Source organism: Streptosporangium longisporum (genome assembly GCF_039534895.1).
Lineage (GTDB): Bacteria > Actinomycetota > Actinomycetes > Streptosporangiales > Streptosporangiaceae > Streptosporangium > Streptosporangium longisporum.
In genome coordinates, this window is the sequence record NZ_BAAAWD010000007.1 from 901,765 (window position 1) to 923,662 (window position 21,898).

Below are 21,898 nucleotides of genomic sequence, written 5' to 3' on the forward strand. Positions count from 1 at the left end.
CCCATGCGAAGATCACACCTGCTCCCGGCCCTGGCCTCGGCCCTGTTAGGACTGTTCCTGTTCGTGGTGCCACCGGTGGCGAACGCCGCCGCGCCACAGTTCAAGGTCCTGCTGTTCTCCGAGACCGCCAGCGGCGCCTACCGGCACGACTCCATCCCGGCCGGCATCGCGATGTTCCAGCAGCTGGCGGCCGACAACAACTTCCAGGTCGACCTCAGCGAGAACTCCTCCGTCTTCACGTCGGCGACGTTCAACACCTACGACGCGGTCATCATGTTCCAGACCAGCGGCATGATCTGGGACAACGACGCCCAGCGTCAGGCGTTCCAGTCCTACGTGCGCAGCGGGCGCGGCGTCGTGGCGGTCCACAACGCCACCGACATGAACATCGAGGCGCAGTTCCCCTGGTGGGACCAGGTCGTGATGGCCGGGGCGCACATGACCGCGCACTCGGCGACCGTGCAGGGCACCGCCAAGGTGGCCGACAAGGTGCACCCCTCCACCGTGGGACTGCCCGACCGGTGGACGCGCCCCGAGGAGTGGTACAACTTCGACAAGAACATGCGCGGCTCGGTGCACGTGCTCGTCACGGCCGACGAGACCACCTACGACGCCGGGCCGAGCAAGATGGGCGCCGACCACCCGATCTCCTGGTGCCACAACCCCGAGGGCGGCCGGGTGTGGGCCACCGCCATGGGCCACCAGGCCTCCTCCTACTCCGAGGCCAACTTCAAGCAGCACCTGCTGGGCGGCGTGAAGTGGGCGGCGGGCGCGGCACCGGGCGACTGCGGCGGCACGGTCGCGGCCCGCTTCCAGAAGGTCACCCTCGACGGCGCGCCCGACCAGCCGATGGAGCTGGACGTGGCCGCCGACGGCAGGGTCTTCTACATCTCCCGCTCGGGCAAGGTCAACCTGATCCCCGCCGGCGGCGGCGGCACGCGCGTCATCGGCACCCTGCCGGTGTACGTCGGCGGCGAGGACGGCGGCGTCGGCCTGGCCCTGGACCCGAACTTCGCGGCCAACGGCTGGATCTACCTCAACTACTCGCCGGCGGGCGGGGGTGAGGTGAACCGGGTCTCGCGGTTCACCTTCAACGGCACGAGCCTCGACCTGTCCAGCGAGAAGAAGCTCCTCGAGGTCCCGGCCTACCGCAACGTCGACGAGCCCGGCCACACCGGTGGCTACCTGGCCTTCGGCCCGAACGGCAACCTGTACATCGGCCCCGGTGACGACACCAACCCCAACGGCTCCAGCGGGTACACGCCGATCGACGAGCGTCCGGGCCGGGAGCACTTCGACGCCCAGCGGTCCTCGGCCAACACCAACGACCTGCGCGGCAAGATCCTGCGCATCCACCCCGAGCCCGACGGCACCTACACCGTTCCCGCCGGAAACCTGTTCGCTCCGGGTACCGCCAAGACGCGGCCGGAGATCTACGCGATGGGCTTCCGCAACCCGTTCCGGTTCTCGGTCGACAAGAACACCGGCTGGATCTCGGTGGGGGACTACGGTCCGGACGCGGGCAGCGCCAACGCCAACCGCGGCCCCGAGGGCACGGTCGAGTGGAACCTGATCAAGCAGCCCGGCAACTACGGCTGGCCGTACTGCGTCGGCAACAACATCCCGTTCAACGACTTCAACTTCGCCACCAACACCTCGGGGGCGAAGTTCAACTGCTCGGCGCCGGTCAACAACTCGCCCAACAACACCGGCCTGACGACCCTGCCCCCGGCCCAGCCCGCGAACGTCTGGTACAACTACCACGTCTCGGCCCAGTTCCCCGAGATCAAGTGCTGCGGCGGCGCCGCCGCGATGGGCGGCCCGTTCTACCGCTACAACGCGGCCAGCACCTCCGACCGCAAGTTCCCCCAGTACTTCGACGGCACGCCGTTCTTCTACGACTGGAGCCGTAACTTCGTCAACGAGTTCCGCCTGGACTCCTCCGGCAACCTCCTGAAGATCAACCCCTTCGTGGCACAGATCGCGCCGCGCGCGCCGATCGACATGAAGTTCGGCCCGGACGGCGCCCTGTACATGGCCGACTGGGGCAACGGCTTCGGCCACGCCAACACCGACGACTCCATCTACCGGATCGACTACGTGGTCGGCAACCGCGCCCCCGTGGCCAAGATCATCGCCAACCCCGACTCGGGCGCCGCGCCGCTCACGGTGGCGTTCTCCTCGGTCGGCTCGGCCGACCCCGACGGCGAGGCGATCACCTACGCCTGGGACTTCGGCGACGGCGGGACCTCCACCGCGGCCAACCCGTCCCACACCTACACCGCCAACGGCACCTACACCGTCAGGCTGACCGTCCGGGACTCGAGCGGGAAGACGGCGAGCGTCACGACGCCCGTCGTCGTCGGCAACACCCGTCCCGCGGTCGTCTTCTCGGCACCGCCCGACGGCGGGTTCATCTCCTTCGGTGACCGGGTCTCCTACACGGTGAACGTCACCGACCCCGAGGACGGCACCGTCGACTGCGCCAAGGTCAACGTGATCACCGCGCTGGGCCACGACCAGCACGCCCACGACACCGGTCAGTACACCGGCTGCTCCGGGACGGTCACGACCACCGCCTCCGGCCACGACGAGGCGTCCAACGTCTACTACGTGCTGGCCGCCGACTACACCGACTCGACCGGCCTGAAGGGCAGCGCCGGCATCACCCTGAACCCCAAGCACAAGCAGGCCGAGCACTTCTCCGGCTCGTCCGGGGTCCGGGCCGTCGACGAGGCCGGGGCCGAGGGCGGCAGGCGCATCGGCGACGTCTCCAACAACGACTGGGTCTCCTTCACGCCGGTCAACCTGTCCGGGATCGACTCGGTGTCCTTCCGCGTCTCGGCGCCGTCCGCCACGGGAGGGTCCATCGAGCTGCGCGCCGGCTCGCCGACCGGGACGCTCGTCGCCTCCGCCGCCGTGACGGCGACCGGGGGATGGAACACCTACGCGTCCCTGCCCGCGGCGCGGGTCACCGACCCCGGTGGCACGCGCGTCCTCTACGTGGTGTTCAAGGCGCCGACGGCCAACGCGTTCGACGTCGACTCCATCACCTTCAACGGCAGGGGCGTCGGTCAGGGCGACGGTAACCCGACTCCCACCCCGACGCCGACCCCGACGCCTTCGGGGAACGCGCTGAAGGGTGTGGGCTCGGGCCGGTGCCTGGACGTCTCGGGTGCCTCGACGGCCAACGGTGCGGCGGTGAACATCTGGGACTGCAACGGCCGGACCAACCAGCAGTGGGCCTCGACCGCGGCGCAGGAGCTGCGGGTCTACGGCAACAAGTGCCTGGACGTGACCGGTGCCGGTACCGCCGACGGCACCGCGGTCAACATCTGGGACTGCAACGGCCAGAACAACCAGAAGTGGCGCCTGAACGCCGACGGCACCATCACCGCCGTCGGCGCCAACAAGTGCCTGGACGTGTCCGGCAACGGCACGGCCAACGGCACCAAGGTCCACATCTGGACCTGTGCCGGAGGCACCAACCAGAGGTGGACCCGCTCCTGACCCTGATGTGATCCTCATGTGACACCCGAAACCCCTGGGGCCGGTCCGCGTAGGCGGGCCGGCCCCAGCCGGTTTCACGGAGCACACGGCCGTCGGCCCTCGCGCATGGTTCGTCGGCTGCGCTCCTCTCGGCGGGGCGGGTGGGAGGTGGTGTGCAGGGGAGCACACACGAGGGGCCGGGCCGTTGTCAAGAACGCGAGTCGCGGCCGGGCGGACCGCGCGGGCCGGAACGCGGCCATCTGCGCCTCGACGCCCCGCTCATCGGCACGGACGATGCCCGGTGATGAAAGTTTCACCCTGATGTCACGACGGACGAGGGACGACCGAAACTTTCGGAGTACGGATCCCGCCTGTCCAGGCGCGACCGTCCTGCCAGGAAGAAACGGGGGTTTCGAAACTTTCTTTCGGCTATTGACAAGTTTCGGCAAGGTTTCCACACTGAGTCTCCGGAGCGGCCCCGCCTGTCAGGTGGTGATCGGACAGGGCCGCGTCCGCGACGCCCCGGTGGTGTGCGTCCGCCCTCCGGCGACGCGGCGTCGACCCCGCGGGGACCCCCGTCCCCTCTTCGTCACGGAGATATGGAGGCTCAGGTATGGGCGTAACCGCCATACCCTCGCCCGGAACCCGGCTGCGCCGGGTCCTGGCCGCCGGTGCACTCGGCATACTCGGCGCCGCCGCGGTACTGGTGTCGGCGACGGTCCCCGCCGACGCCGCGGAGAGCACGCTCGGCGCCGCCGCGGCCCAGAGCGGCCGCTACTTCGGCACCGCGATCGCCGCGGGCAAGCTCGGCGACTCGGCGTACACGACCATCGCCAACCGTGAGTTCAACATGATCACGGCCGAGAACGAGATGAAGATCAACGCTACCGAGCCCAACCAGAACCAGTTCAACTTCACCGCGGGCGACCGCGTCTACAACTGGGCCGTGCAGAACGGCAAGCGGGTCCGCGGCCACACCCTGGCCTGGCACTCCCAGCAGCCGGGCTGGATGGAGGCGATGTCGGGCGCCCCCCTGCGCCAGGCGATGATCAACCACATCAACGGCGTGATGAACCACTACAAGGGCAAGATCTACGCCTGGGACGTGGTCAACGAGGCCTTCGACGACGGCAACTCCGGCGCCCGGCGCAACTCCAACCTCCAGCGCACCGGCAACGACTGGATCGAGGTCGCCTTCCGCACCGCGCGGGCCGCCGACCCCGCCGCCAAGCTCTGCTACAACGACTACAACATCGACAACTGGAGCTGGGCCAAGACCCAGGCCGTCTACAACATGGTCCGCGACTTCAAGGCCCGCGGCGTCCCGATCGACTGCGTGGGCCTGCAGTCGCACTTCAACAACAACAGCCCCTACAACAGCAACTACCGCACCACCATCTCCAGCTTCGCGGCCCTGGGCGTCGACGTGCAGATCACCGAGCTGGACATCGTGGGCGGCTCGGCCACGACCTACGCCAACGTGGTCAACGACTGCCTGGCCGTGCCGCGCTGCACCGGCATCACCGTCTGGGGCGTGCGCGACAGCGACTCCTGGCTGGGCGCCAACACCACCGCGCTGCTGTTCGACGGCAACGGCAACAAGAAGGCCGCCTACAACTCCGTCCTGAACGCCCTCAACGCCGCGGGACCCGGCCCCACACCCGGCCCCACCCCGACCGTCACCCCCACGGGCGGCACCGGTACCGGGCAGGTCAGGAACACCGCGTCCGGACGCTGCCTGGACGTGCCCAACGCCACCACCACCGACGGCACCCAGATCCAGATGTGGGACTGCCACACCAACCCCAACCAGCAGTGGACCGCCAACTCCGCACAGGAACTGCGGGTCTACGGCAACAAGTGCCTGGACGCCGGCGGTACGGCCAACGGCGCCAAGGTGCAGATCTACGGTTGCCACGGTGGTAACAACCAGAAGTGGCGGCGCAACTCCGACGGCACCATCGTCGGCGTGCAGTCCGGACTGTGCCTGGACGCCGTGGGCGCCGGGACCGCCAACGGCACCCTGATCCAGCTGTACTCCTGCCACGGCGGCAACAACCAGAAGTGGACCTACAGCGGTACCTGATCCCCCATCGGCGTGAAGGACGACGGCCGGGGCGTGGCCCCGGCCGTCGTCTCGTGCGTCCGGGGTGGCGGGGAGCCCTCCACGTCCTCGGCCCCTCGCCCTCGTCCCTCGCCTCCGGCCCCGAGGGGCCGAAGGCACAGGAGCGTCCGCGGGGCCGCCGGATCAGGCCGGCCGGTTCCCGATCGGCGCGGTGCTTCCGCGGACGACCAGCTCCGTGCCCACCTCCACGCGCGTCTGCGCCGGCTGCCTGCCGTCGGCCAGGGCGAGCAGCATGGTCGCCGCCGCGTTGCCCATCTCGGTCAGCGGCTGGCGGACCGTGGTGAGCGGCGGGAGGGTCCAGCGGACGGAGGGCATGTCGTCGAAGCCGATGACGCTCAGGTCGTCGGGGATCCGCAGCTTCAGCTCCGCGGCGGCCCAGTACGCGCCGACCGCCTGACCGTCGTTGCTCGTGAAGATCGCGGTCGGCGGGTCGGGCAGGCCCATCAGCTCCTTGGTGCGCTTCAGCCCGGAGACGATGTGGTAATCACCCGTACGGACGAGATCCGGGTCGACGGAGAGACCGGCCATCTCCAGCGCGGCGCGGTAGCCGTCCACGCGGGCCCTGCTGGAGACGGCGTTGGGGGGCCCGGTGATCACGGCGATGCGGCGGTGCCCCAGTTCGAGCAGGTGCCGGGTGGCCACGAGCCCGCCGCTCCAGTTGGCGGCGCTCACCGACGGGACACCGGACATGGGGAGGTCCAGCGGATCGAGCATGACGAGGGGGATGTTGCGGGTCGCGAGCTGGTCGCGCTGTGAGGACGTCAGGCTGGAGAACACCGTGATCACCCCGGTCGAACGGCGGCTCATCACCTCTTCGATCCAGGTACGGCCCGGCGTGTGGTCACCCTGGAAGTCGGAGATCACGACGGCCGCGTGGTTCCGCCTCGCAACCTGCTGAACGCCCTTGATGATCTCGACCGGATAGTCACCGGCGAGTTCGTGGAAGACCACCTCGATGAGACGGGCCGGGCGGACGCGCTGGCGCTGGCGGCGGTAGCCGTGCTCGCGGATGAGGCCTTCGACGAGGGCGCGCGTCTCCGGCGCGACCTCGGTACGCCCGTTGATGACCTTGCTGACCGTCGCCGTGGAGACGCCCGCCCGTTCGGCCAGTTCGGCCAGGGTCAGAGCCTGCGGCGACGACATCGGATCGGAGAACCGCTCTTCGGGCCAGGTCATAGCGGGATCATAACTATATGATCCACCCGGACCGGGCGGCGTTCGCCGGCCCGTGCCGGAGATCGGCACAGGGACGGCGAAAGGGGCCGGGGATCCGCGGGGGAAGAATGCCTGGTTATCGCCCCTGGCTCCTTACCGCTCATGTGAAACTTTCAACGCCGAGCTCGATTCCGGTCCTCGAAGTCACGTGCCCGAGCACCCGAGGTCGAAGGGGTCCACCGAAGGGTTTCACCGAAGGGGTGAGCGCGGTGCCCGCCCCGGAGCTGCCGGGATCTGCCATGACATGTCGTGGACCTGCCGTGGACCTGCCGTGGACCTGGTACGGGCCTGGTGCCGGCCCAGCCACCGGGCCCGCGTCACGGCAGCCTTCGCCGGCCCCGCGAGCGCTGATGATTCCGGGCGGGAACCCCGTTCTCACGGGGGTGATGGTGGTGCGCCGGAGTAAACATGAGAGCGCGGGGCCCCGTCAAGCGGCCGGTCGCGGTCCTTCCCGGACGGCCCGGTGGCCACACCGCCGGACTGTGTCGCCGGCCGCCCGGTGATGAATGTTTCACGGACGAGGTCAACCGGCCGGTCGGCGTGCCGTCCCACCGCATCCGGTGGCCGGGGAGAGGATGCGCCGCGGAGCGGGACGGCCTGGCAGGCGTACCGGGGGCCGAAATTTTCAGTCGAACCTTGACATGTTTCGACAGTGTTTCCAGACTAGGCCCTGAAACGGTCCGGCCGTGCTCGGTGGTGGTGCACGAAGGCCTCGGCGGACCGCGACGCCCTCATGGTGTGCGTTCGACGACAGCGGCGCGGCGTCGCCCTGCGTGCACCCCTTCCTCCCGCTTTCCCCCCACCTCGGTCATGGAGGCTCAGACATGGGCACGAACGCCATACCCCCACCCGGAACCCGCCGGCCCTTCGGCGGTCTTCGCCGGGCCCTGATCGCCGGTGCCCTCGGCACCCTCGTGCTCGGAACGCTCACGGCGGTGACCGGCCCGGTGGCGGCCGGCGCCGCTTCCGCGGGCACCGCCTCGGTCAGTGCCGCGGCGAGCACGCTCGGCGCCGCCGCGGCCCAGAGCGGCCGCTACTACGGCACCGCGATCTCGGCGAGCAGGCTCGGCGACTCGGCGTACACGACCATCGCCAACCGTGAGTTCAACATGATCACGGCCGAGAACGAGATGAAGATCGACGCCACCGAGCCCGCGCGTGGCCAGTTCAACTTCACCGCGGGCGACCGCGTCTACAACTGGGCCGTGCAGAACGGCAAGCGGGTCCGCGGTCACACCCTGGCCTGGCATGCCCAGCAGCCGGGCTGGATGGAGGCGTTGTCGGGATCCGCGCTGCGCCAGGCGATGATCGACCACATCAACGGCGTGATGAACCACTACAAGGGCAAGATCTACGCCTGGGACGTGGTCAACGAGGCCTTCTCCGACAGCGGGGGCGGCCGTCGCGACTCCAACCTGCAGCGCACCGGCAACGACTGGATCGAGGTCGCCTTCCGCACCGCGCGCGCCGCCGACCCGGCCGCCAAGCTCTGCTACAACGACTACAACATCGACAACTGGACCTGGGCCAAGACGCAGGGCGTCTACAACATGGTCCGCGACTTCAAGGCGCGCGGCGTGCCGATCGACTGCGTGGGCCTGCAGTCGCACTTCAACAGCGGCAGCCCCTACAACAGCAACTACCGCACCACCATCTCCAGCTTCGCGGCCCTGGGCGTCGACGTGCAGATCACCGAGCTGGACATCCAGGGTGCCTCTCCCACGACCTACGCCAACGTCACCAACGACTGCCTGGCCGTGCCGCGCTGCACCGGCATCACCGTCTGGGGTGTCCGGGACCAGGACTCCTGGCGCTCGGGTGACACCCCGCTGCTGTTCAGCGGCAGCAACAAGAAGCCGGCCTACAACGCCGTGCTGGACGCTCTCAACGCCGCGGACCCGGACCCGGACCCCACTCCGACCCCGACCCCCACGCCCACCCCGACCCCGACCCCGACGCCGACCCCCGGCACGGGGGAGTGCTCGGCGACGATCGCGACGGCCAACAGCTGGTCGGGCGGCTTCCAGTCGACCGTGACGGTCCGGGCGGGCAGCGCGCCGGTCAACGGGTGGACCGTGCGGTGGACCTGGCCCGGCGGGCAGAGCGTCAGCAGCCTGTGGAACGGCGAGGCGAGCGTGTCGGGCTCCACGGTGACGGTCCGTAACGCTCCCTACAACGCCACCATCGCCGCGGGCCAGTCGACCACCTTCGGCTTCACCGCCAACGGCACCGCGGCCACCCCGGCCGTGACCTGCAACAGCGCCACCGCGCGATGACCCCCGGCGCCGGGGCGGCCACCGACCGCCGCCCCGGCGCCGCTCCGCCCGGAGGCGACCGGCCGGGCCGGGAACGGACGTCCCCCTCGGCCAGGCCCTCGCCGAGACGGCCGGACGGCAGGCGGGACGTCGCCCCCGCCGGTCCTCGCCGGCGTCATCGGGCGGTCCGCGGTCGTCGGCGCGGCGGCCGCCGTGGGGCCACGTCCTGCTCGGGTGTCTCCGGTCGTTCGACCCGGACGGGGTCGCCGCGTACGAGCTCGTCGTGGACGCGGCGGCGGGCCGTGGCGAGGGCGCGCTCCGCGAGCTCGTCGCCGTGCTCGATGCGCTCCCGCAGCAGCCGCACGGCGATGCGGCGGTTGAGGTCGAACCGCCGCTCGGTGTCGACCACGACGACGATCCCCGAGGGCCGGTGGGTCGCCCGTACCGCGGTGGAGGCCTTGTCCCGGTGCTGCCCGCCGGGGCCGCCGGTGCGGCAGGCGACGATGTCGACGTCGGCCTCCGAGAACGTCGTGCGCGGGACGTCGGCCCGGCACGGCCGGGCGACGATGTACCAGTTCTTCCGGCCCGTGCCGGCCCGGTACGGGCTGGGGGCCTGCCAGCACAGGGTGCCGGTCCACGAGGCGGCGAACGCCTCGGCGCCGGCTCCCGAGATCCGGACCAGGACCGACCGGTAGGTGCCGGGCCGGTCGCCGGGAACGGTCTCGGCCCGGCGGGTCTCCAGGTCCTGCCGGACGGCGTCGGCCTCCAGGCGGCGCAGCAGCCGGGCCAGCGCCCAGGCGCACTCGGCCGGGCCGCGCCCGGCCGACAGGAGCAGGTGGACGGTCACCGCCGGCCTCGCTCGCGGCGCCGGTCCCGCCGGGGCGCGGACCCGAGGTCGGGCGTCTTGTAGGTGACCAGGGGGATCGTGGTGGCCACGGGCGTGGCCAGGTCGTGGGCGATCAGGTCGGCGATCACCTGCTCGATGCGCTTGTAGGCCGTCGGCGCCTCCTCGAAGAGCAGCTGACGGTCCCCGCACACCACCAGCGACCCCACCGGCGTGCGGCGCAGCTCCTCGACCGTGTGCTTGGCCCGGCCCCGGCGCAGGGCGTCCGCGCGCGACATCTTGCGGCCCGCGCCGTGCGCGACGGAGTGGCCGGCGTCCGGCCCGGCGTGGGCGGCCACCAGGTAGGAGGGGGTGCCTCGCGTACCGGCGACGAGCACGTCGCATCCGTCGCCCGGCGCCGCCCCCTTGCGGTGCAGGTAGAGACCGTCGCGGATCTCGACCAGGTTGTGGCACCGGTCGACGATCGGCTCGGCGGTCTCGGCCCCCAGGGCGTGGGCGACCCGGGCGGCCAGCAGCCGCCGGTTGAGCGATCCCCAGCGGACGGCGTCGTCGTGCATCGCCAGGTAGGCGGCGGGATCGGCGGCGGGGCCCGCGCCGTGGACCTCGGTGTGCGCCCGCAGGATCCGTTCGCCCAGCCCCCGGGAACCGCTGTGGACGACGAGGACCAGGTCGCCGCCGGCGAGTCCGAGACGGCTCGCGTGGCCCGGCTCGAAGACGGTCCCGATCCGGGCCAGCTCGACGAAGTGGTTGCCCCGGCCGACCGTCCCGAGGCCCTCGGTGTGACCGGCGGGGATGTCGCCCTTCATGACGGCCCAGGCCGGGTCGCCGGCGTCCCGCTCGGGGTCCAGCGCGCGATCGAGGTCGGGGAAGCGGGCGGCGAGCTTCTCCGGGACGGCGCGCTTGAGCCTGATGGGGAACACGGCGATGCCGCAGCCGATGTCGGAGCCCACCAGGAACGGGTACAGCACGGTCGAGGTCATGGCGGCCCCGATGGGGGCGCCCTTGCCGGGGTGCAGGTCCGGCATGGCGGCGACGTGCGTCATGCCGTCGAGGGCGGCCACCTGGTGGCACTGATCGAGGGCGTCGGACTCGATCCAGCTCTCGGGGGAGGCGAACACGCTGACGGTGGCCGGACCCGCGGCCGCGGTGGACGGCGGCGGGGACTCCCGCCGGGAGGGCTGCTCGGAGGGCTGCGGGGAGGGCTGCAGGGACAAAAGGCTCTCTTCCCTTGACGGGGGCATACGGGATGAACGGCATCGCGAGACGAGCCGGCGCCGTGGCATGTCGGGGTGACGGGATGACAGGGCTGAAGGGGTGACAGGGTGACAGGGTGCTGTCCGTCAGAGCGTCATGACACCACGTTCCCCGAGCCCGTTCCCCCGGGGCAAGCGATTTTCGGCCGACCCGTACGGCCCCGTACACCCGCCGGGGACCGTCGAACGGAAGACCGCCGCCCCGCACGCACGCCGTCGACCCCGGCCTTCCGGTGGAGGCGATGCGGTACGAGCCGGGACGGCTCGCCGGCCCGAGCCGGTGAGGACCACCCGCTCACCACCGGTCGTCGAACCCGGCCGTACCGCGGTACCGGCTCCGTGAACGCCGCCCGCGCGGCATGCGGAGGAGCCGGCCGTGGCGCTACTTCCCCGTGCCGGTCTGCGCGGGAGGCGCGGGAGGCGCGGGCCAGCCCTTGCCGACGACGGTGAACCCGCCCCGCTTGACGGTGGCGAACGTCGCGGGGGCCATGCAGGGCTGCACCGCGCCGGTCGGTACCGACCAGTTCCAGCCGATCCGATCACGACCGCCGCCGGACCTGTCCGTTCCGCCGTCGTACACGCTGACCGCGATCCGGTCGCCGACCGGGAACGAGGTGGAGGTGGTGATGACGGCGGTCACCGTCGCGACCGGGCCGCCCGCCACGAGGCAGTCCACCTCCGCCTCGAATCCCCCGCCGTTGCCGTCGGCGAGGTAGTGCTCGACCTTGACGGTGCCCTTGGCCTCCGTGAAGACACCGCGTGCGGCGATGGTGAAGGTGATGTCGTCACCGGCCGCCGGCTCGAAGTGGATCTTCGCCGTGCCGGACACGCGCCACTGGGGGTCCTTGCTCGTCGCGGACGACGCGGCCGAGGCCGATGTACCGATCGTGGCGACCGTGGCCAGCGAAAGGGCGACGGCGGTGATCCCTGCCCGGATCATTGTGGATCTCATGTCAACGGCTCCTTGGGGTGTACGGGTGAGGCCCGCTCCGGCGACCCCGGAAAGGGTGCCGTGCTGCCATGCCTCAACCCTGCCGCCGGGCCTCATCGGTTCCCACATGCCGTTCGGCGGATCGATCCCCCGCACGCGGGGCCGAGCATCCCGGATAGGACATGGCCCATGGGGCGCGGATGTGCTATGTCCTTCCGTCCATCCGTTCGTGACCGCTTCCGAACGACGACCTCGAAGCAGCGGCGTCACCCCGCGCACCCGCACGCACCCGGCGCCTTCGGCGAGAACCGCACGAGGCATGTGCCCTGTGCTCCCCGATCTGGAGGGGCACCACCGCCGGGTCCGGCCGCGCGAAAACCGTTCGATCATGAGACTGAGCGATGGCTACGCTGGCGAGCATCTCGTATCACCTGTCGCTGTCTTCGGTGCTCTTACAGCGCAGGGACGAAACAAGGCAGGAGACCGGTTCCGTGGCGATCCCCAAGAAGGGCTCCAGGCTGATCAGCGTCGACGGTGCCGTCTATCGCTGGCGGATCCGCCACAAGCCCACATACTCCCAGGCAAACAGCTGGGGATCACTGACCTACGCGGTGGAGCCGGCCGAGGGACAGGGGCGGATTCTTCTGGTCGAACTCCCCTGCTCTCGACCGGACGCCTGGTACGGGGAGCGAACGATGACCGTACGGCCGGCTCTCGTGGCGGCGACCATACGCAGAGCCCTTGACCGTGGCTGGGATCCATCACAGACGGGTAGTGCCTTCACCCTCAACCTCACCGAGGGCGATCTGAACGACGTGATGAACCGCCATCCACCCTCTCACGGAATCACCTTTAGACCCGTCTGACCGATCTAAAAGACACTCACCTTGCTAATCGTTTCAAAATGGGGTTCGGAGACGGCGCAGGCAGATGAGGTTGCACGCCGGGTCGAGCAGGCCTTGATGGAGATCGGTGCGGTGTTCGTCGCGGATACGTAGCCGTTCGAAGTGGTGTGGCCAGGCGAAGGTCCGCTCGACCGTTCACCGGATGACTCCCGGTCCGGAGCCGCGCGGGGTGCCGCGGCGGGGGATGACCGGCGTGATCCCTGCGTGCACAGGTGGCGGCGGTGGCTGGGGTAGTCGTAACCGCGATCGGCGTACAGGTGCCAGGGACGGCCACGCACTCCACGAAGCTGCCACGTCCGCGGATGACACCTATCTTCAGCACGCGGCAGAAGACCGTGATCGCCCGTAACGGCTTCACCACGTTCGCCTGGAAGACGGTCCTCGCCAAGGTCGGCATTCCCACCACGAGAGAGAACGGCTTCCACATGCTCCGCCACCACTTCGCCTCGGTGCTTCTGGAGGACGGGGTGTCCATCAAGGCCGTCGCCGAGTTCCTCGGGCACGCGGACCCCGGCTTCACCCTGCGGACCTGCACCCACCTCATGCCGTCCAGCGAGGACCGCATGCGCAAGGCGATCGACGGCGCCTGGGGGAGTGCCGCAGACCCCGGATGTGCCCTGGATGTGCCCTGAGAGGGGCAGTAGACCAAGAAACCGCAGGTCGGTCCGTCGCAGCACTAGTACATCGAGATGTGCGGATGGTCGAAGTGGTTGGCGGTGACGCCGCCGCGGTTGGACATGGTTCTCCAGCCGGAGCCGTGGTTGATGCGCTGGCGCCAGATCACGTACTTCACCCCGAGCCTGGCCTTGTTCTTGATGGCCCAGGCGGAGATCTCGTCACCGAGCCTGAGGTTGGCGGCCGTGGGCATCGAGCCGCCGACGCTCATCATGAAGTCGCAGGCGCGGCCCAGCGGGTGCTCGCCGCCGTCGTTCGCGGCCCGGTAGCAGCCGACCGAGTACGGCAGGTCGAAGCGCCTCTTGATCGCCTCGCGCATGATCCGGGTCCGGTCGGTGATGTTGTCGGCGCCGGTGGGCAGCTGCGGGGCCCAGCTGCCGTCGGAGCGGCGGCCCGAACCGGTGGGGACCAGCTTGTCGAGCTTGTCCTTGATCTCCTCGATCAGGTCCTCGGCCTCCTCGCGCCGCTCCTGGACCTCCTTGGCCTCCTCGACGATGTCGTCGGTGAGGCGGGCGGCGGTCTCGGCGGACCTCTTCCTGCGCTCCACGCTCTGGGCGAACCCCTGCAGGTGGGCGCTCTGCTCGGCGGTGAGCTGCTCCATCACCGCCGCGCTGCCGATGTCGTCGGCGAACAGCAGGGCGGGCAGGCCGCCGATGCTGCTCTGGTAGTGGAGCTGGACGATGGAGTCGACCTGCTTCTCGTTCTCGGCGTAGACCTCCTCGGCCCTGCGCAGGTTCTGCTTGGCCACGGCCTCGGCCTTCTCCGCCTTGTTGAGGGACTCGCGCTTGGCCGCGTAGGTCTCGATCAGCGCGTCGATCTTCTTGTTGAGCTTGACCAGGTCGGCGCGGAGCTCGGCCTCGGTCGGCTTGGGGTCGGCGCTTCCCGCGGTGGGAGCGCCGAGGGTGAACGCGGCGATCGAGCCCACGCAGAGGGCCAGAGCGGCATGGCGACGGAACGTGGGGGACGGGGCCGCCACGAACTCTCCTCTCCTTCCGCCTACCGGGTTAGCTGACGGGTTCGGGCTGGAGGATGCCCTTCCACCGAAGTGGTTTCACCCCAGGTGCGGTGGTTCCCCGGCTCCCGGGCGAGGCGCCTGGGATTAGGCATATCGGCTGCTACAGCCGATGTGGGAAGGATAGTAGTGGTAAACCCCAGGTCACGCGACCTCAAACGAGACCTATCGGTGATCAGCTCGTGACAATGGAGCGCAGTAGATGTGCTGTCTCCTCGGGCAGCACGTCGTTCACGAAGGCCCCCATGGCCGATTCCGATCCCGCGAGGTACTTCAGCTTGTTCGGCGCGCGGCGGATGCTGAACAGCTCCAGGTGCGCGTACGCCAGGTCGCGGCCGGTGTTGACCGGTGCCTGGTGCCAGGCCGCGATGTAGGGCATCGGCATGTCGAAGAGCCCGTCGAGACGGCGCAGCACGTCGGTGTAGAGCGGTCCGAACGCCGCCCGCTCGGCCGCCTCCAGGCCGATCAGGTCGGGGACCCTCCGGTGCGGGTAGAGGTGGACCTCGACCGGCCAGCGCGCGGCGGCCGGGACGAACGCCGTCCAGTGCTCGTTGGAGGCCACCACCCGCACCCCGGCCTCCCGCTCGGAGGCGAGGACATCGGCGAACAGATCGCCCCCGGTACGGTCCCGGTAGCGGCCGGCCGCCGCGAGGTTCAGCCTGGTGCGCGGGGTCACGTACGGGTAGGCGTAGATCTGCCCGTGCGGGTGGGCCAGGGTGATGCCGATCTCCGAGCCGCGGTTCTCGAAGCAGAACACCTGCTCCACCCCCGGCAGCGACGACAGCTCGGCCGTACGGTCGATCCAGGCCTCCATGACCAGCTCGACCTGCTCGGACGACAGGCGGGAGAACGAGGAGTCGTGGTCGGAGGTGAAGCAGACCACCTCGCAGCGGCCGATCCCGGGCCGGACCTCGCTCAGCCCGCCCGGCTGCGGGTACTCGCCCGGCTGGGCCGAGAACGAGGGGAAGCGGTTCTCGAAGACCACCACGTCGTAGTCGGGGGAGGGGACCTCGGTGAGGTTGCCGGGACCGGACGGGCAGAGCGGGCACTCGCTGGCCGGGGGCAGGAAGGTACGGCCCTGCCGGTGGCCGGCCACCGCGATCCACTCCTCGGTCAGCGGGTCGTAGCGCAGCTCGGAGGCGGCGGGCCGGGGCGGCAGGTCGCGCAGGTCGGCCGCACCCCTGTCCGCATCGTCGCGCCGGTCGAAATAGAAAAGCTCCCGGCCGTCGGCCAGGTGGGTGGCGGTGCGTTTCATCGGGTGGCGGTCTCGCTCTCCTGCTGCGGTTCTGTGATGATCAGCTCGCCGACCGAGGCGGCGAGCTCCTCGCGTGCCTCGCCGGACAGGCCGGAGTCGGTGATCACGATGTGCGCCTGGGACAGCTCGGCGATCGTGCTGATGCCGACCGTTCCCCACTTGGTGTGGTCGGCGGTCACCACCAGGCGGCGCGCGGAGGCGACCAGCTCCCGGTCGGTCTCCGCCTCCAGCAGGTTGGGCGTGGTGAACCCGGCGCGGACGCTCATCCCGTGCACGCCGAGGAAGAGGGTGTCGACGTGCAGGCCGCGGACCGCCGCGACCGCGACCGGGCCGACCAGCGCGTCGGAGGGGGTACGGACCCCGCCGGTCAGCACGACCGTGCGGTCGGCCCTGGGGGAGCGGTGGAAGACGTCGGCGATCCGGATCGAGTTGGTGATCACGGTCAGCTCGGGCACGTCGACCACGTGGTGGGCGAGCGTCCAGGTCGTGGTGCCCGCGGAGAGCGCGATGGCGGTGGCGGGACGGACGAGCCCGGCGGCGGTGCGGGCAATCGTCTCCTTCTCGGCCTGCTGGCGCACGGACTTGGCGGTGAAGCCCGGCTCCTCGGTCGAGCCCGGCCCGGCCACGGTGGCGCCGCCGTGGACCTTCTCCACCAGCCCCCGCTCGGCGAGCACCTCCAGGTCGCGCCTGATCGTCATGTCGGAGACGCCGAGATCGCGGACCAGGTCGGCGACCCTGACACCGCCGCTGCTGCGGACCCTTTCCAGGATCGCCTGCTGCCGCTGCTGGGCGAGCATCGTCACTCCCCTTAATTCACCAGATTCCACCAAATTACCACGCCGAGGCTCGAGAGGCGCTGTTGGAACATGGTGAACCGCCCGCTCACAACCGCTCGAGCTCCGCCTCGATGTTGGCCCGCGCCGCAGCCTCCGGCCCCTCGACGCGGAAGATCGCCGGGAGGTCGAGCAGCGAGCGCAGCACCGCGGCCCGCCCGGCCCTGAACGCCTCCTCGGGCACGAAGGCGTACTCCTCGCGCACGGCCGCGGCGTAGGCGGCGTAGACCTCCTCGGGCGCGCCCAGGATCGCCAGGTCGGCGTCGCAGAGCACGGCCCCGTCGGTGTCGTCCGGCGTGGGGTCGTGCGTGACGGTCAGCCTGACCAGCCGGGCGACCGTGGCCACCGCCTCGGGGGACAGGCCCGCCTCCGGCAGCGCGCGCTCGGCCAGCCGGGCGCTGCGCTCCTCGTTGTCGGCGTTGCGGGGGTCGTAGACGGCGTCGTGGAACCAGGCCGCCATCCGTACCAGGTCGGGGTGCTCGGCGTGACCGGCCAGGGCGTCGACCCCGGCCAGGACCGCCTCCAGGTGGGCGGTCGTGTGGTACCTGCGGTGCGGCTCGTCGTAGCGGGCGATCAGTTCGCGGCCGAGCCGTTCGGCCCCGGGGCCGGCCAGCGACCGCCAGCGGGTCATCAGCTTCTCGCTCATGCCAGGGAGCCTAGAGGCGGCCGGACCGGGAGCCCGGCCCGGGCAGGTCAGGCGTCACGGCCCCAGGAGGCCAGCAGCCGGGCCTGGGCGTCCTCGGCGGGCGACCGGGACTCCCCGGGGGCCGTCTCCTGCTCCCGGCCGGGCTCGGCGGCGGCGAACCAGGCGGCGCAGGCCTCGACCAGCTCCGGGTCGAGGCGCTCGTCGGCACCGATGGCGCGGGCCAGGTCCCAGGTGTGGATGAGGGCGTCGGCGAACAGCTCGGTGACGTACTCGCGGCCGGGCACGTCGCCGAACGGCAGGCGCACGACGCCCTCCAGGGCGCCGCGGGCGGTCACCGCCTGGACGGCGGCCACGGCCGAGGTGTCGAACGCCTTGATGGGGTCGTCGCCGAGCAGGTCGCCGTCGAAGGCGTCGCCGACCTCGGCGGAGGTCCGCCCGGCCAGCAGCTCCGGAGCCCACAGGCTCTCGCCGACCACGTGGTTGACCAGCGCCCGCACGTCCCAGTCGACGCAGGGCGTGGGGGTCTCCCACTGGCCGGGAGCGATCCGGTGGACGAGCGCGCCGAAGGCGTCCAGCGCGCGACCGTAGGCCTCGGGTACGTCGATGGTCATCATGCCTCCCGATGTCCTCCCGGCCGCGCCGTGCCCTTCCCCTGACCGTAACCTCTGGGCCGCCAGTAGTCATCCGCGTCAACGGGCATGACCGGCACGGCCCCGGTACCGCGTGGACCGGTGCTCGCCGGCACGTGCCGGCGAGCACCGGGCGGCCCTCCCGAGTCACCCGGGGTCACCGGTGGGCACCGGGGGCATCGCGGGTCACCGGTGGGCACGGCCCCGGACGCCACGGCACCCGGCCGGGATCGTCCCGGCCGGGGACCGCTTCGAGCTTTCCGAGTCCGCGGAGCTTCGCGCGGACGGGTCAGGGCAGCCGCTGCTCGATCCAGACGATCTTGCCCTTCGCGGTGAGGCGGGAGCCCCAGCGGTGCGCGAGCCAGTTGATCAGGTGCAGGCCGCGCCCGGTGTCGCTGGTGGTGGACGCCTCCCGCATCACCGGTACGGACGAGGAGGTGTCGGACACCTCGCAGACCAGGGTGGGCCCGCGCAGCAGCCGCAGCTCGACCTCGCCCTGACCGTGCTCGACCGCGTTGGCCACCAGCTCGCTGACCATGAGCTCGGTGTTGTCGCAGAGCGAGGAGAGGCCCCAGTCCTCCAGCGTGGTCCGTACGAAGCGCCGGGCCTGCGAGGCCGAGCGCCGGTCGGCCGGCATCGACACCTCGACGAACTCCTTCTCGGTCAGCTCCGAGACCCTGGCCAGCAGCAGCGCGATGTCGTCGCGCTCGTGTCCCGGCCGCTGGGCGCTGATCGTGAGGTTGCAGACCTCTTCCAGGTCGTGGTTCTGGCTGGCCAGCAGCCCGCGCAGGGCGCTGATGCCCTCCTCGATGTCCCGCTCGCGGCTCTCCACCAGGCCGTCGGTGTAGAAGGCGAGCACCGTGCCGTCGGGGAGCGTGAACTCCCGCATCTCGGCCGGTTCGTTGCCGATGCCCAGGGGGAGACCGGGGGGCAGCTCCAGCAGCTCGGTCTCGCCGCCTGGCCGCACCAGGATCGGCGGGACGTGCCCGGCGCAGGCCATGGCGCAGCGCCGGGTGACCGGGTCGTAGGTGGCGTACACGCAGGTGGCGATCTGGCTGGCGTCCAGGTCCTGGCTCATCAGGTTGAGCCGGAACAGTACGTCGGCCGGGCTCAGGTCCAGGCTGGCCAGGGTACGCGCGGCCGTGCGGAGCTGGCCCATGGTGGCCGCGGCCCTGATGCCGTGCCCCATCACGTCGCCGACGACCAGGGCGACCCGGCAGCCGGGCAGCGGGATCACGTCGTACCAGTCGCCGCCCACGCCGACCAGGTCGCTGGCGGGCAGGTAGCGCGAGGCGATCGTCAGGCCCAGCGGCTGGGAGAGGTCGACCGGCAGCAGGCTGCTCTGCAGGGTCAGCGCGGTACGCCGCTCCCGGTTGTAGAGCCTGGCGTTGTCGAGGCAGACCGCGGTCCTGGCCGCGAGCTCCTCGGCCAGGTTCACGTCCTGCTCGTCGAAGGGCTGGCTGCTGGGCCGCCGCGTGAAGATCACGAAGCCGAGCACCCGGCCGCGCGCCTTCAGCGGGACCACCAGGAAGGAGCTGTCCTCCAGCACCTTGGAGACCGAGTCGCGCTTCCAGAACCGCCCGATCTCCTCGGCCGTCCGGCGTCCCAGCCGGGGGTAGAGGATCGGGTTGCCGGTGGCCATGCACCGGGCGTACGGCGTCCACGCCTCGTAGACGGCGACCTCGTCCACCGGGAACGCCTTGGCGTACTCGTCGGGGGAGGGGTCGGCCACGCCGACCGCGATCCGGCGCACCAGCGCCGAGCCGTCGGTGCTCTGCTGCGGGAACTCCCCCTCGGTCACCAGCCGGTCCTGGACGAGGATGCCGGCCGCGTCCGCGAAGCGCGGCACGGCGACGTCCATCAGCTCCCTGCCGGTCTCGAACATGTCCAGCGTGCTGCCGATCCGCTTGCTGGCGGCGTTGAGCAGCGAGAGCTGCTCGTGCATGGATGCGGGGCTGCCCATCCTGAAGCCTGGCGTAGCGGGATCCTTGGTGACGAAACGGGACTTCACTCGCTCCACCGGGGTGCGGGAACCGGCGTCCACCAGGTGGCCAGTTCGAGGTCTTCTGCGATGGCGTTGGCGCCGTTGTACCCGGGGGCCGCGGAGACCGAACCGCCCGGGTGACTGCTGGCGCCGCACAGGTAGAGGCCGTCGACGGGGGTGCGGTAGCGCCCCATCTCCGGGACCGGGCGGTTGCCGCCCAGCTGGGAGGGCTCGTAGGCGCCCACGTGGTGGCTGCCGCGCACCATGTTGACGCAGTGCCGCTCGATGTCGAGGGGGGAGAACACCCGGCTGCCCAGCACGGCGCCCCGGGCGAGGTTGGGGGCGTACTCGGCCCACTCGGCCAGCAGCCGTTCCCCGACCTCCTCCCGCTGCGCGTCCCAGTTCGCCGGGTCGCCGTCGAGGTCGTAGGGGGCCCATGGCCACCAGAACGCCACGTGTTTGCCGTCCGGCGCGTACGAGGGGTCGAACAACGAGGGGCAGGCGCCGTTGCCGGCCAGCCGGTCGGGAAGCCGGCCCTCGTGGATCCGGTCGAACGTGCGGCCCAGCTGCTCGCTGTCGTCGGCGCCCAGCACGACGAGGAACGCCCGGTCCACGTCGGGCTCGAACTCGGCGGCCCGGTAGCGCGGCGCCTCCTCCAGCGCCAGGTGCAGGGTGACCAGGCTGTGCCCGGCCCACCGGTACCCCTCGATCTTGGAGACGATCTCCTCGCCGAAGTTCTCCGGCCCGGCCAGCCGCACGGTCTGCGGGGCGTCCACCGCGCTGGCCACGAACCGGCGGGCGCTCAGGACGTCGCCACCCGCCAGCCGCACCCCGGTGGCCCGCCCGTCGTCGACGAGGATCCGCTCGACGTGCGAGCCGGTCAGCACGGTGCCGCCGTGCTCCTCGATGACGGCCCGCAGCGCGCTCGCCACGTTCGCGGCACCGCCCACCGGTACGCCGAGCCGGGCGATGCGCGACAGCAGCCGGGGGAGGAAGCCGCCGGTGCCGGGCACGTTCTCGATGGAGATGGCGTGCAGGAAGGACTTGAACAGCACCCTGACCTGGTCGCTCTCGAAGTTCCTGTCGACGGCCTCGTACAGCGACAGCGGCATGTAGCTCAGCAGGTCGCGGCCGAGGTCACCGCCGAGCCGTTCGGCGAGCACCGGCGGCGGGAGCGGGGCCGAGTACAGGAAGCCGTTCATCAGGCCCCTGGCCGCCTCGGCGTAGCGCTCGTACAGCTCCAGCCAGCGGTCGGCGTCGGCCTTGGAGAACCGGGCGAAGGACTCGGCGGTGCGCTTGGGGTCGGTGTAGACCGTGATCGCCCGCCCGTCCCGGAAGATCGTGGCGTGCTGGGTCTCGGGGTAGACGTAGCGCAGGCCGTGGCGCCGGAGCTCCAGGTCGCCGGGAACCGGCCCCTCCTCCAGGAAGTGGTAGCTGCTGTGGGTGTTGTGCCGGAAGCCGGGGAGCGTGAGCTCCTGGGTGCTGCAACCGCCACCCGCGACGTCGTTGCGCTCGACGACCGCGACCGACAACCCCGCCTTCGCGAGGTAGGCGGCACACGTGAGGCCGTTATGGCCCCCGCCTACGATGACGCCGTCGAACTCCGACACGTTCCCTCCAGGGCACTTTGACTGCTGGTATGGAGGATTGTAAAGAATGATCTACTGCGATCCTCGTGTTTAACAGAGATCGGTTGATATTTCCACACAGAGTAGGACTTTAGGGGTGTGCCGGGCCCGATGGAGATATGACGGAAAAGAACGTCGGGAGAACGGGGCCGGCTCCGCCTCGCCACGGCGCGGGAAGGGCCACCGGTGCCGTGTCGAGCCGCTCCCGCGGGGACGCGG

General features: G+C 70.8%; 16 protein-coding genes and 1 riboswitch. Of the genes, 5 read left to right on the forward strand and 11 right to left on the reverse strand.

All coding sequences use genetic code 11. The features are described 5' to 3' along the window. Positions 1–3: 3 nt before the first annotated feature. Both ABD832_RS17025 and ABD832_RS17030 read left to right on the forward strand, forming a co-directional pair. Positions 4–3,510, forward strand: coding sequence for a ThuA domain-containing protein (locus ABD832_RS17025; RefSeq protein ID WP_344895705.1), 3,507 nt, complete (start codon positions 4–6; stop codon positions 3,508–3,510). A 592-nt stretch (positions 3,511–4,102) separates the two neighbouring features. After that, positions 4,103–5,575: an endo-1,4-beta-xylanase gene (locus ABD832_RS17030; protein WP_344895708.1), complete on the forward strand. Its 1,473-nt coding sequence runs from the start codon at positions 4,103–4,105 to the stop codon at positions 5,573–5,575. Positions 5,576–5,737: 162 nt separating this feature from the next. Here the strand turns inward: ABD832_RS17030 and ABD832_RS17035 are convergent, their stop codons facing one another. Next, positions 5,738–6,790, reverse strand: a complete 1,053-nt coding sequence (locus ABD832_RS17035; RefSeq protein WP_344895711.1) for a LacI family DNA-binding transcriptional regulator — start codon at positions 6,788–6,790, stop codon at positions 5,738–5,740. A gap of 863 nt (positions 6,791–7,653) precedes the next feature. Between ABD832_RS17035 and ABD832_RS17040 the strand changes: the two genes are divergently transcribed. Continuing rightward, complete coding sequence (locus ABD832_RS17040) at positions 7,654–9,105, forward strand: glycoside hydrolase family 10 protein (RefSeq protein ID WP_344895713.1); 1,452 nt, start codon at positions 7,654–7,656, stop codon at positions 9,103–9,105. 154 nt (positions 9,106–9,259) lie between these two features. On the opposite strand, the gene prfH is transcribed toward ABD832_RS17040, so the two are convergent. The 3 genes from prfH to ABD832_RS17055 form a co-directional block, all read right to left on the reverse strand. Then, positions 9,260–9,931, reverse strand: coding sequence for a peptide chain release factor H (prfH, locus tag ABD832_RS17045; protein ID WP_344895716.1), 672 nt, complete (start codon positions 9,929–9,931; stop codon positions 9,260–9,262). After that, on the reverse strand, positions 9,928–11,142 hold the full coding sequence (locus tag ABD832_RS17050; protein WP_344895719.1) for an RNA ligase RtcB family protein: 1,215 nt from the start codon (positions 11,140–11,142) through the stop codon (positions 9,928–9,930). The genes prfH and ABD832_RS17050 overlap by 4 nt, the downstream gene beginning before the upstream one ends. Before the next feature lie 421 nt (positions 11,143–11,563). Further along, positions 11,564–12,133: a hypothetical protein gene (locus ABD832_RS17055; protein WP_344895722.1), complete on the reverse strand. Its 570-nt coding sequence runs from the start codon at positions 12,131–12,133 to the stop codon at positions 11,564–11,566. A gap of 380 nt (positions 12,134–12,513) precedes the next feature. Here ABD832_RS17055 and ABD832_RS17060 point away from each other — a divergent pair, with 380 nt between their 5' ends. Together ABD832_RS17060 and ABD832_RS17070 are read left to right on the forward strand one after the other, a co-directional pair. Next, a complete protein-coding gene (locus ABD832_RS17060) occupies positions 12,514–12,978 on the forward strand; it encodes a hypothetical protein (protein WP_344895725.1) in 465 nt (154 codons plus the stop codon). Between the two features lie 341 nt (positions 12,979–13,319). After that, positions 13,320–13,649: a tyrosine-type recombinase/integrase gene (locus tag ABD832_RS17070; protein WP_344895728.1), complete on the forward strand. Its 330-nt coding sequence runs from the start codon at positions 13,320–13,322 to the stop codon at positions 13,647–13,649. Positions 13,650–13,693: 44 nt separating this feature from the next. Here ABD832_RS17070 and ABD832_RS17075 read toward each other — a convergent pair whose 3' ends face one another. From ABD832_RS17075 to ABD832_RS17105, 7 genes are all read right to left on the reverse strand, one after another. Beyond that, entirely contained in the window at positions 13,694–14,668 is a 975-nt protein-coding gene (locus ABD832_RS17075) for a coiled-coil domain-containing protein (RefSeq protein WP_344895731.1), read from the reverse strand. Positions 14,669–14,671: 3 nt separating this feature from the next. After that, positions 14,672–14,808: riboswitch (cyclic di-AMP (ydaO/yuaA leader) on the reverse strand. Between the two features lie 71 nt (positions 14,809–14,879). Further along, complete coding sequence (gene galT / locus ABD832_RS17080; RefSeq protein WP_344895734.1) at positions 14,880–15,959, reverse strand: galactose-1-phosphate uridylyltransferase; 1,080 nt, start codon at positions 15,957–15,959, stop codon at positions 14,880–14,882. Further along, on the reverse strand, positions 15,956–16,756 hold the full coding sequence (locus ABD832_RS17085; RefSeq protein WP_344895736.1) for a DeoR/GlpR family DNA-binding transcription regulator: 801 nt from the start codon (positions 16,754–16,756) through the stop codon (positions 15,956–15,958). Before ABD832_RS17085 ends, galT begins: the two co-directional genes overlap by 4 nt. Positions 16,757–16,841: 85 nt before the next feature. After that, positions 16,842–17,438: an HD domain-containing protein gene (locus ABD832_RS17090; protein WP_344895738.1), complete on the reverse strand. Its 597-nt coding sequence runs from the start codon at positions 17,436–17,438 to the stop codon at positions 16,842–16,844. Positions 17,439–17,485: 47 nt separating this feature from the next. Continuing rightward, entirely contained in the window at positions 17,486–18,052 is a 567-nt protein-coding gene (locus ABD832_RS17095; protein WP_344895740.1) for a TIGR03086 family metal-binding protein, read from the reverse strand. Between the two features lie 304 nt (positions 18,053–18,356). After that, a complete protein-coding gene (locus tag ABD832_RS17100) occupies positions 18,357–20,030 on the reverse strand; it encodes an ATP-binding SpoIIE family protein phosphatase (protein WP_344895742.1) in 1,674 nt (557 codons plus the stop codon). Between the two features lie 44 nt (positions 20,031–20,074). Beyond that, complete coding sequence (locus ABD832_RS17105; RefSeq protein WP_344895745.1) at positions 20,075–21,661, reverse strand: phytoene desaturase family protein; 1,587 nt, start codon at positions 21,659–21,661, stop codon at positions 20,075–20,077. Between the last annotated feature and the right edge of the window lie 237 nt (positions 21,662–21,898).

Excerpts from the sequence above, each read along its gene's own strand:
- ABD832_RS17025 (WP_344895705.1), top strand. The coding sequence starts at position 4 with ATGCGAAGATCACACCTGCTCCCGGCCCTGGCCTCGGCCCTGTTAGGA.
- ABD832_RS17030 (WP_344895708.1), top strand. The coding sequence starts at position 4,103 with ATGGGCGTAACCGCCATACCCTCGCCCGGAACCCGGCTGCGCCGGGTC.
- ABD832_RS17035 (WP_344895711.1), bottom strand. The coding sequence starts at position 6,790 with ATGACCTGGCCCGAAGAGCGGTTCTCCGATCCGATGTCGTCGCCGCAG.
- ABD832_RS17040 (WP_344895713.1), top strand. The coding sequence starts at position 7,654 with ATGGGCACGAACGCCATACCCCCACCCGGAACCCGCCGGCCCTTCGGC.
- ABD832_RS17055 (WP_344895722.1), bottom strand. The coding sequence starts at position 12,133 with ATGAGATCCACAATGATCCGGGCAGGGATCACCGCCGTCGCCCTTTCG.
- ABD832_RS17060 (WP_344895725.1), top strand. The coding sequence starts at position 12,514 with ATGGCTACGCTGGCGAGCATCTCGTATCACCTGTCGCTGTCTTCGGTG.
- ABD832_RS17070 (WP_344895728.1), top strand. The coding sequence starts at position 13,320 with ATGACACCTATCTTCAGCACGCGGCAGAAGACCGTGATCGCCCGTAAC.
- galT (WP_344895734.1), bottom strand. The coding sequence starts at position 15,959 with ATGAAACGCACCGCCACCCACCTGGCCGACGGCCGGGAGCTTTTCTAT.
- ABD832_RS17085 (WP_344895736.1), bottom strand. The coding sequence starts at position 16,756 with ATGCTCGCCCAGCAGCGGCAGCAGGCGATCCTGGAAAGGGTCCGCAGC.
- ABD832_RS17090 (WP_344895738.1), bottom strand. The coding sequence starts at position 17,438 with ATGAGCGAGAAGCTGATGACCCGCTGGCGGTCGCTGGCCGGCCCCGGG.
- ABD832_RS17095 (WP_344895740.1), bottom strand. The coding sequence starts at position 18,052 with ATGATGACCATCGACGTACCCGAGGCCTACGGTCGCGCGCTGGACGCC.
- ABD832_RS17100 (WP_344895742.1), bottom strand. The coding sequence starts at position 20,030 with ATGGGCAGCCCCGCATCCATGCACGAGCAGCTCTCGCTGCTCAACGCC.